7 protein-coding genes and 1 pseudogene are annotated in these 9,061 nt (G+C 68.3%); 5 read left to right on the forward strand and 3 right to left on the reverse strand.

The annotated features are described in order from the left end of the window. Window position 1: 1 nt before the first annotated feature. Window positions 2-856, forward strand: a complete 855-nt coding sequence (locus RLN94_RS08960; RefSeq protein ID WP_350133154.1) for an SDR family oxidoreductase — start codon at window positions 2-4, stop codon at window positions 854-856. Between the two features lie 51 nt (window positions 857-907). Here the strand turns inward: RLN94_RS08960 and RLN94_RS08965 are convergent, their stop codons facing one another. From RLN94_RS08965 to RLN94_RS08975, 3 genes are all read right to left on the reverse strand, one after another. Next, on the reverse strand, window positions 908-2,182 hold the full coding sequence (locus RLN94_RS08965; RefSeq protein ID WP_350133156.1) for a bifunctional folylpolyglutamate synthase/dihydrofolate synthase: 1,275 nt from the start codon (window positions 2,180-2,182) through the stop codon (window positions 908-910). Beyond that, window positions 2,179-3,171, reverse strand: coding sequence for an acetyl-CoA carboxylase, carboxyltransferase subunit beta (gene accD, locus RLN94_RS08970; protein ID WP_350158608.1), 993 nt, complete (start codon window positions 3,169-3,171; stop codon window positions 2,179-2,181). The genes RLN94_RS08965 and accD overlap by 4 nt, the downstream gene beginning before the upstream one ends. A gap of 83 nt (window positions 3,172-3,254) precedes the next feature. Next, complete coding sequence (locus RLN94_RS08975; protein WP_350130414.1) at window positions 3,255-4,130, reverse strand: CPBP family intramembrane glutamic endopeptidase; 876 nt, start codon at window positions 4,128-4,130, stop codon at window positions 3,255-3,257. Window positions 4,131-4,239: 109 nt separating this feature from the next. Between RLN94_RS08975 and RLN94_RS08980 the strand changes: the two genes are divergently transcribed. The 4 genes and pseudogenes from RLN94_RS08980 to RLN94_RS08995 form a co-directional block, all read left to right on the forward strand. After that, a complete protein-coding gene (locus RLN94_RS08980) occupies window positions 4,240-5,910 on the forward strand; it encodes a tetratricopeptide repeat protein (protein WP_350130412.1) in 1,671 nt (556 codons plus the stop codon). A gap of 204 nt (window positions 5,911-6,114) precedes the next feature. Then, window positions 6,115-7,872 (forward strand): dihydroxy-acid dehydratase, encoded by a 1,758-nt coding sequence (gene ilvD, locus RLN94_RS08985; RefSeq protein ID WP_350130410.1) that lies wholly within the window; start codon window positions 6,115-6,117, stop codon window positions 7,870-7,872. Beyond that, entirely contained in the window at window positions 7,853-8,569 is a 717-nt protein-coding gene (locus tag RLN94_RS08990) for a hypothetical protein (RefSeq protein ID WP_350158599.1), read from the forward strand. Before ilvD ends, RLN94_RS08990 begins: the two co-directional genes overlap by 20 nt. 57 nt (window positions 8,570-8,626) lie before the next feature. Next, window positions 8,627-8,920 (forward strand): annotated as a pseudogene (locus tag RLN94_RS08995) (DUF6478 family protein); the annotation flags it as partial. Between the last annotated feature and the right edge of the window lie 141 nt (window positions 8,921-9,061).

Below are 9,061 nucleotides of genomic sequence, written 5' to 3' on the forward strand. Positions count from 1 at the left end.
CATGGGCAAGAGACTGATTTCCTTCGGGCATGGCTATTCGGCGCAGGCGCTGGCGACGCGGCTGTTGCCGCAGGGCTGGGTGATTTACGGCACGACGCGGAAACCCGAGAAGGCCGAGGCGCTGCGGGAAGACGGCGTGATCCCGGTGATGTGGCCGGATGGGGATTTGTCGGAGGCGTTCGAGGCGGCGACGCATATGCTGGTGTCGGCTGGTCCGGACGAGGAGGGCGACCCGGTTCTGGCGAAGCTGGAGCCGAAGATCCGGGAGATTGCGCCGCGGCTGGACTGGGCCGGCTACCTGTCGACCACCGGCGTCTATGGCGATCACGAGGGCGAGTGGGTCGATGAAAGCGCGCCGCTGACGCCCGCCACCAAGCGCGGCAAGCTGCGGGTGATGGCCGAGACGCAATGGCGCGACATCGACGGGCTGCCGCTGCACATCTTCCGGCTGGCGGGGATTTACGGGCCGGGCCGGGGGCCGTTCGAGAAGGTCCGCAAGGGCACGGCGCGGCAGATCATCAAGCAGGGCCAGGTGTTCAGCCGCACCCATGTCGAGGATATCGCGCAGGTGCTGGAGGCGTCGATCCGCCGGCCCAATCCGGGCGCGGCCTATAATGTCTGCGACAACGACCCGGCGCCGCCGCAGGACGTGATCGCGTATGCGGCCGAGTTGCTGGGCCTGCCGGTGCCGCCGGAGGTGCCGTTCGAGGAGGCGGAGATGAGCCCGATGGCGCGCTCGTTCTATGCCGAGTCGAAGAAGGTGGATAACCGGCGGATACGGGAGGAGCTGGGGGTTGAGCTCAAGTATCCGGATTACCGGACGGGGCTGAAGGCGCTTCTGGCCGAGGCGGGGTGAGGCGCGTTCTTTAAAAAAACGCGGTCCGAAATCTTTTGAAGATTTCGGTGCTTAGCCGTTCTCGCGAAGGATCGAGCCGGCGAGGTAGAGCGAGCCGCAGATCAGGATGCGGGCGTGAGGATCTTCGGCCACGATGGCGCGGATGGCCTCGAGTGCGCTGTCGGCGATGCCGGCCTCCATCCCCACCGTGCGGGCGGCGGCGGCGGTATCCTCGGCCGAGAGCGTGTTGGGCTCGTCCGGGATCGACAGCGCCGTGAGGCTGGCGGCGTGGGCCGCGAGCGGGCGCATGTAGCCCTTCACGTCCTTGGTGTTCATCATCCCGCAGACAAGGTGCATCGGCCGGTCGGGCAGGCTGGCGAGGTAGCGCCCCAGCGCCTCGCCCGCCGCGGGGTTGTGGCCGCCGTCGAGCCACAGCTCGGCCTCGGGGGCGGCGTCGATCAGCGGGCCGTGGGTGAGGCGCTGCATGCGGGCCGGCCAGCGGGCTTGCGTGACCGCCGCCTCGAGCGCGACATCGCCCGCCTGAAGGTGGCGCAGCGCCATGAGCGCGGCGCCGGCATTCTCGATCTGGTGGGCGCCGGGCAGGTTGGGCAAAGGCAGGTCGCGCAGGCCGGTTTCGTCCTGGAAGACCAGCCGCCCGCGTTCGGTGGTGACATGCCAGTGCTGGCCATGGGCCAGAAGCGGCGCGCCGAGGCGTTGGGCGGTGGTCTCGATCACCTCCATTGCCGGCTCGGCCTGGGGGCCGACGACACAAGGCACGCGGCGCTTGAGGATGCCGGCCTTTTCGGCGGCGATCTTGGGCAGCGTGTCGCCGAGGAAGGATTCGTGGTCGATCGAGACAGGCGTGATGACGGTCAGCGCTGGCTGGGCGATGACGTTGGTGGCGTCCAGCCGCCCGCCGAGGCCCACCTCGAGCAGGGTGTAATCGGCGGGCGTGCGCGACATGGCCAGCAAGGCAGCGCAGGTGGTGATCTCGAAATAGGTGATCGGTTCGCCGCCATTGGCCGCATAGCATTCGTCGAGCACCGCCGTCAGGTCGGGCTCGGATATCAGCGCGCCGGCGAGGTAGATGCGTTCGTGGAACCGGGCGAGATGGGGCGAGGTGTAGGCATGGACACGCTTGCCCGCCCCTTCGAGCCCCGCGCGGATCATCGCCAGCGTCGAGCCCTTGCCGTTGGTGCCGGCAATGTGGATCACGGGCGGCAGCGCGTCCTGGGGATTGCCCAACTGGTCGAGCAGCCGCCAGACACGATCGAGCGTGAGGTCGATGATCTTGGGGTGCAGCGACATCATCCGGTCGAGGATGACGTCCGAGGAGGCGCCGCTCATTCCTTGCCGGATTTCGGCTTGTCGGCCTTTTGTGCCGGCTTGGGGTTTTCCGGCGGGTCGACCGGGGGCGGCGAGGGCGGTGTCGCCTCGGCGGTGTCCGGTTCGGGCACCGGCGCGGGCAGGTCGCCCTTCACCGCGGGCGGCAGGCCGAGCAGCATCCGGGTTATGGTGATCAGCTCCTCGCGCATGGCGGTGCGCGGGGTGACACGGTCGAGCATGCCGTGGTCGAGCAGGTACTCGGCCCGCTGGAAACCTTCGGGCAGCTTCTCGCGGATGGTCTGTTCGATGACGCGCGGCCCGGCGAAGCAGATCAGCGCGTTGGGCTCGGCAATATGCACGTCGCCCAGCATGGCGTAAGAGGCGGTGACGCCGCCGGTCGTGGGGTGGGTCAGCACGACGATATAGGGCAACCCGGCCTCGCGCAGCATCTGCACGGCGACGGTGGTGCGGGGCATCTGCATGAGGCTAAGGATGCCTTCCTGCATCCGGGCCCCGCCGGCGGCGGAGAACAGGATCAGCGGGCGCTTGAGCTTCACCGCCTCCTGGGCCGCGGCGATGATGGCGTTGCCGACATACATCCCCATCGAGCCGCCCATGAAGGTGAAGTCCTGGGCCGCCGCGACGATGGGCGTGCGCCCGATCTCGCCCCGTGCGACCAGCATCGCCTCTTTCTCGCCTGTGGTCTTCTGGGCGGCGCGCATGCGGTCGGGGTATTTCTTCTGGTCGCGGAAATGCAGCGGATCGGCGGTGGGCAGGGGCACGTCGACCTCGGAAAACGTGCCGCCGTCGAACAGCGCGGAGAAGCGGGCGCGCGGCGTGATCGGCATGTGGTGGCCGCAATTGGTGCAGACGTTGAGGTTCTGGCTCAGTTCGCGGTGAAACAGCATGGTGCCGCATTCATCGCATTTCGACCACAGGTTCTCGGGGATTTCCCGGCGCGAGAAGATCGAGTTGATCCGCGGTCTGACGTAGTTGGTGATCCAGTTCATCCGGTCGCCCTTTTGCGGCTTGGCCATATGGCGCCTGAAATAAGCGCCGGGCGCGCGGAATGCAATCGGACTTGCGGCAGGGCCTAGCGGCGCAGTGCGATCCGGGCGGTGAGCCAGGCGCAGAGGGTGAAGAGGATCTCGATCGGCAGGACGTACCAGGCGAGGTCGTGGTCATCGAGCGACAGCGGGAAGGTATAGAGCGCGATGCCGTCGAGATTGCCCGCCGGGGCGGTGACCAGAATGGCGAAGACGTTGTTGGTGAAATGCAGCGCCAGCGCCGGGCCCAGCGTGCCGGTGCGCGCGGTCAGGTCGGCGGCGGTGACGCCGAAAAGCCCGGCCCAGAGAATCAGCGCCCAGGCATTGGGGCCGGCCAGCAGCGGGCTGTAGTGGAACAGGCCGAACAGCGCCGAGGGCAGGCCGATCCAGACGAGCGGGCTGCGGAAGCGGGCGGCGAGCTGGCTTTGCAGGTAGCCGCGGAAGACCAGTTCCTCCGCGCTGGTCTGGATCAGTACGCAGGCCAGCGCGAGCGGCAGCCAGAGCACCCAGTTGCCGGGCGCTAGGTTGGGGCTGAGCTGGTATTCCGGCGGCATCGGCATCACCGTCAGCAACAGGTAGAGCGGCAGCAGGTAGCGGGTGCAGCGCAGGAACTGACTTGTGGCGGTGCCCGCCGGGCCGATCAGGCTGGCCAGTCCGCGCTGGTGGACCAGCCGCAGCACCATCCCGAGGGCGAGGATCAGGAAGGTGAGCTGGAACAGCAGGATCAGCACCGCGAGCGGCGTGCGCCCCTCGGTCAGCGCGGCGGGCCCGTCATATCTCAGCGCCGAGGGCACGACCCCGGCATAGGCGAAGGCCAGCGGCAGGAAGAACAGGACGACCAGCACCACCCCCGCCGCAAGCCGCAGCGGGTTGGCCGATGGCCGCGCCGGGGCGGCCAGGGTCTCGTGGGCGTCGTAGCGCATGAGGCCCAAGCTAGGCACCCGGCCGGGCGGGGGCAATGGCGCCCGGCGAAAAGGGGGTCAACGCGGGGCGGGCCTTTCGCTATCCTGACGGCGGACAGGGAGGATCGGCATGGACGGATATTTCGACCTGGGGGCACACAGCTTTCCGGTAACCACGGGCTCGGACGAGGCGCAGCTCTGGTTCGACCGGGGCGTGTTGTGGACCTACGGCTATAACCACGAGGAGGCGGTGGCCTGTTTCGACAGGGCCATCGCCGCCGATCCGGGCTGTGCCATGGCCCATTGGGGCCGGGGGTATGCGGCGGGGCCGAATTACAACATGCCGTGGGACCTGTTCGACGAGGCGGGGCGCGCGGCGGCGCTGTCGGTGGGGCATGACGCGGCGCAGCAGTCGCTTGCGCTGGCGGGCGGGGTGACGGCGTGGGAGGCGGCCCTGATCCGGGCGTTGCCGGCGCGGTATCCGCAGGGCGCGCCGGCCAATCTGAAGGTGATGAAGGGCTGGAACACCGATTTCGCCGACGCGATGCGCGGGGTTTATGACGAACACTCGGATATACTCGAAATCTGCGCGGTCTTCGCCGAGGCGCTGCTCAATATCACGCCGTGGAAGATGTGGGACCTGCCGACCGGCCAGCCCGCCCCCGGCGCGCGGACAGAGGAGGCTCAGGCGGTGCTGGAGCGGGCCATGGCCAAGCTGCCCGGCGCGATGGGGCATCCCGGTGTCCTGCATCTCTACGTGCACCTGATGGAGATGTCGCCCTTTCCGGAAAAGGCGCTGAAGGCCGGCGACGCGCTGCGGACGCTGGTGCCCGATGCGGGTCACCTCATTCACATGCCCACGCATATCGACGTGCTCTGCGGGCATTACCAGAACGTGGTGCACTGGAACGAAGCCGCGGTCGAGGCCGACGAGCGGTTCTGGCGGGAGCGCGGGGCGTACAACATCTATTCCGGCTACCGGCTGCACAATTACCATTTCGTCATCTACGGGGCGATGTTCCTTGGCCAGATCGAACCGGCGCTGCGGGCGGTGCGCGGGGCGTTCGAGACCGTGCCGGAGGAGATGCTGCGGATGGAGAGCCCGCCGATGGCGGATTACTTCGAGGCCTACCTGAGCTTCGAGCCGCATGTGCTGGTGCGGTTCGGGCGGTGGCGGGAAGCGACGGCCTTGACGCTGCCCGAGGATGCGGAACTCTACTGCACGCTGGCTGCGCATGTGCATTACGCGCGGGGCGTCGGCCATGCGGCGCTGGGCGAGGTCGAAGCGGCGCTGGCGGAGGAAAGGCTCTACCACGCGGCGATGGCGCGGGTGCCGGACAGCCGGCTGATCCACAACAACAAGGTGGTCGATCTGCTGGCGATCGGGGCCGAGATGCTGCGGGGCGAGATCCTCTATCGCGAGGGACGGTTCGACGAGGCCTTCGCGGCGCTGCGCCGGTCGGTCGCGCTGGATGACGGGCTGCCCTATGACGAGCCGTGGGGCTGGATGCAGCCCACGCGGCACGCGCTGGGCGCGCTGCTGCTGGAGCAGGGGCGGATCGCCGAGGCGGAGGCGGTGTTCCGCGAAGACCTCGGGCTGGGCGGGCAATTGTCGCGGGCGACGGTGCATCCGGATAACGTCTGGGCGCTGAAGGGCTTGCACGATTGCCTGAAGGCGCGGGGCGAGACGGTGGAAATCGCGCAGGTGCGCCAAAGGCTCGACCTTGCCCAGGCCCGGGCGGACAAGGCGGTGGCGGCGTCGTGCTTCTGTGCGCAGGCGGCGCTGAAGGCGGCGGAGTAAGGGGCGCTGCCCCCGCCGCGCCTTTGGCGCGACTCCCCTAGGATATTGTAGGCCAGAAGAAGCCGGGTGTGCGCCACGGGCTTCTTCTTGGTCCAAATACTCAATCCAACCGTGCGGCCCGCGACCCCGGCTAAAGGACAAGCGGCTTGCCCCACGGGCGGCTCTATCCTAGACCGTTGTGACGACGCTCCAGGAGGCCCCCAGATGACGAAGTTCGACAAGACCAAGCTGCCCAGCCGTTACGTGACCGAGGGCCCTGCCCGCGCGCCGCACCGGTCCTATTACTATGCCATGGGCATGACCGAGGACGAGATTCACCAGCCCCTGGTCGGCGTCGCGACCTGCTGGAACGAGGCCGCGCCCTGCAACATCGCGCTGAGCCGGCAGGCGCAGGCGGTGAAGGGGGGCGTGAAGGAAGCCCACGGCACGCCGCGCGAGTTCACCACCATTACCGTCACCGACGGGATCGCCATGGGGCACGAGGGCATGCGCTCGTCCCTGGCGAGCCGGGAGGCGATTGCCGACACGGTCGAGCTGACCATGCGGGGGCATTGCTACGATGCGCTCGTGGGTCTTGCGGGCTGTGACAAGTCCTTGCCGGGGATGATGATGGCGATGGTGCGGCTCAACGTGCCGAGCGTCTTCGTTTACGGCGGCTCGATCCTGCCGGGCAAGGCGCCGCAGGTGGATGAAATTCCGGAGGATTTCCGCAGCCGCGACCTGACCGTGCAGGACATGTTCGAGGCCGTCGGCCGGCACCAGAACAAGGAGCTGTCCGACAAGGCGCTGGCGATGCTCGAGCGCGTCGCCTGCCCCAGCGCGGGCGCCTGTGGCGGGCAGTTCACCGCCAATACCATGGCCTGCGTCTCCGAGGCGATCGGTCTGGCACTGATGAACAGCTCGGGGATGCCCGCGCCTTACGAAAGCCGCGACCAGTATGGCGAGGCGTCGGGCCACGCGGTGATGCACCTGCTGGACAAGAACATCCGCGCGCGGGACGTGGTGACGCAGAAGAGCCTCGAGAACGCCGCGCGGGTGGTGGCCTGTACCGGCGGGTCGACCAATGCCGGGCTGCACCTGCCGGCGATCGCGCATGAGGCGGGGATCGACTTCTTCCTCGACGATGTCTGCGAGATCTTCCGCGACACGCCGTATTTCGTCGACCTCAAACCGGGTGGTCAGTTCGTGGCGAAGGACCTGTACGACGCGGGCGGCATTCCGGTGGTGATGAAGGAGCTGCGCAAGGCCGGCCTCATCCACGAGGATTGCGTGACCGCGAGCGGGCGGAGCATCGGCGAGGAGCTCGACCGGATCGATCGCGTGGCCGATGGCCGGGTGATCTACCCGATCGACAAACCGATCACCAAGACCGGCGGCGTGGTCGGCCTGAAGGGCAACCTCGCCCCGGCGGGCGCCATCGTGAAGGTGGCCGGCATCGCCGCCGAACACCAGGTCTTCACCGGCCCGGCGCGGGTGTTCGAATGCGAGGAAGACGCCTTTGCCGCCGTGCAGGACCGCGGCTACGAGGAGGGCGAGGTGATCGTCATCCGCAACGAGGGCCCCGCCGGCGGCCCCGGCATGCGCGAGATGCTGGCCACCACCGCCGCCCTTTCCGGGCAGGGCATGGGCAAGAAGGTGGCGCTGATCACCGATGGCCGGTTCTCGGGCGCGACGCGGGGGTTCTGCGTGGGGCACGTGGGGCCGGAGGCCGCGCATGGCGGGCCGATCGCGCTGTTGAAGAACGGTGACATGATCACCATCGACGCCATCAAGGGCGCGCTGTCGGTGGACCTCTCCGAGGAGGAGCTGGCCAAGCGGAAAGAGGCGTGGGGCGGCCCGCGCGAGACCATGTATGCCTCGGGCGCGCTGTGGAAATATGCCCAGCTGGTGGGTGAGACCTACAAGGGCGCGGTGACCCATCCCGGCGGCAAGGCCGAACGGCATGTTTACATGGATATCTGACAGGCGCACGGCCCGGGTGCTTCGGGCCGTGGCGCTGGCGGCAGTGGTGCCGCTGGCGGGATGCATGGGCGGTGAGCCCGGCGCACTGGGGTTCCTCGCCTCGGGGAGCGAGCCGGCCACGCGGGACGCGCTGCGCAAGGTGCAGATGTATGACGGCGATGTTGTCGTGCGGGGGCCGGCGGGCTATTGCATCGACCGGCGGACGCTGCGGCGGGACCGCGATGGCGGGTTCGTCCTGCTGGCCAGTTGCGAGTCGCTGAGCGGGTTGCGGGGGCACGGGGTGGAGCCGGTTCTGATGACCATCTCGGTCATGCCCGACGCGCCCGGCGCCACCCGGCCGACGCCGGGCGAGATCGCCGCGCTGATGGCCCCGGCGAAGGTGATCGCCGCGCACGAGACCACGGATGTGACGCTGGTGCATTTCGCCAGCGGGGGCGACGGGGTGCTGGATGGGGGCGATGCGCGGCACTGGCGCGGGGGGATGCTGTTGAACGGTCACCTGATCGCGCTGGCGCTTTATGCCCGCGAGGGCAGCCCGATGGCGGGCAAGGACGGGCGGGCGCTTCTGACCGACCTGGCGCGGTCGATCCGGCGGGCGAGCCCGTCGCGACCGGTGGCGCCGGCGGCGACGGAAACGGCGCCGAAACCCGCGACGGACGGTTCGGATTCGAGTGGATTATCAACGGATTCCGGATAATGATGGGGCCGGGTTAACCGAGGCAGGACAGGGCGGACCAGACAGAGTGGACCCGGAATGGCAGTGTTGAGAAATTCGGTTCTGGACTGGATCGCGCAGCGGCGGTCGCTGCGCCGGTGGCGGAGTGCGGCGCGGCAGGCGCCTTCGTTTTCTTTCAAGGACTTGCGGAAGGAACGGGCGGCGGCGCGGAAGTTGCGGCACGAGCTGAACGAGCTGATCGCGGTGGCCGATCACCGGCTGGCGCTTCCGGTGATCGGGTCGGCGGTGTTTCCGAAACCGCATGGCACCGACTGGGCCTGGCGGCCGTCGCTGTGGCGCAATCCGCTGGCGGTGCCGGGGATGTCGTCGGCGGATTCTGTGGAAAAACAACGTGTTGCAACTGCAGAAAGAAGCGTACTGAACAGGGCGCGAGCGCCTTTCTGGTCAGGCTTTGCGCGTTTGCTGCGGTGCAGGAAAGATCTTGGCTAGTTTGCGGAGATTTTGGGCGGTGGC

It is taken from the genome of Roseovarius sp., from assembly GCF_040223625.1.
Classification (GTDB): Bacteria; Pseudomonadota; Alphaproteobacteria; order Rhodobacterales; family Rhodobacteraceae; genus Roseovarius.

What these genes read in the sequence shown, in the direction of transcription:
- RLN94_RS08960 (WP_350133154.1), top strand. Translation starts at nt 2, where the DNA reads ATGGGCAAGAGACTGATTTCCTTCGGGCATGGCTATTCGGCGCAGGCG.
- RLN94_RS08965 (WP_350133156.1), bottom strand. Translation starts at nt 2,182, where the DNA reads ATGAGCGGCGCCTCCTCGGACGTCATCCTCGACCGGATGATGTCGCTG.
- accD (WP_350158608.1), bottom strand. Translation starts at nt 3,171, where the DNA reads ATGAACTGGATCACCAACTACGTCAGACCGCGGATCAACTCGATCTTC.
- RLN94_RS08975 (WP_350130414.1), bottom strand. Translation starts at nt 4,130, where the DNA reads ATGCGCTACGACGCCCACGAGACCCTGGCCGCCCCGGCGCGGCCATCG.
- RLN94_RS08980 (WP_350130412.1), top strand. Translation starts at nt 4,240, where the DNA reads ATGGACGGATATTTCGACCTGGGGGCACACAGCTTTCCGGTAACCACG.
- ilvD (WP_350130410.1), top strand. Translation starts at nt 6,115, where the DNA reads ATGACGAAGTTCGACAAGACCAAGCTGCCCAGCCGTTACGTGACCGAG.
- RLN94_RS08990 (WP_350158599.1), top strand. Translation starts at nt 7,853, where the DNA reads ATGTTTACATGGATATCTGACAGGCGCACGGCCCGGGTGCTTCGGGCC.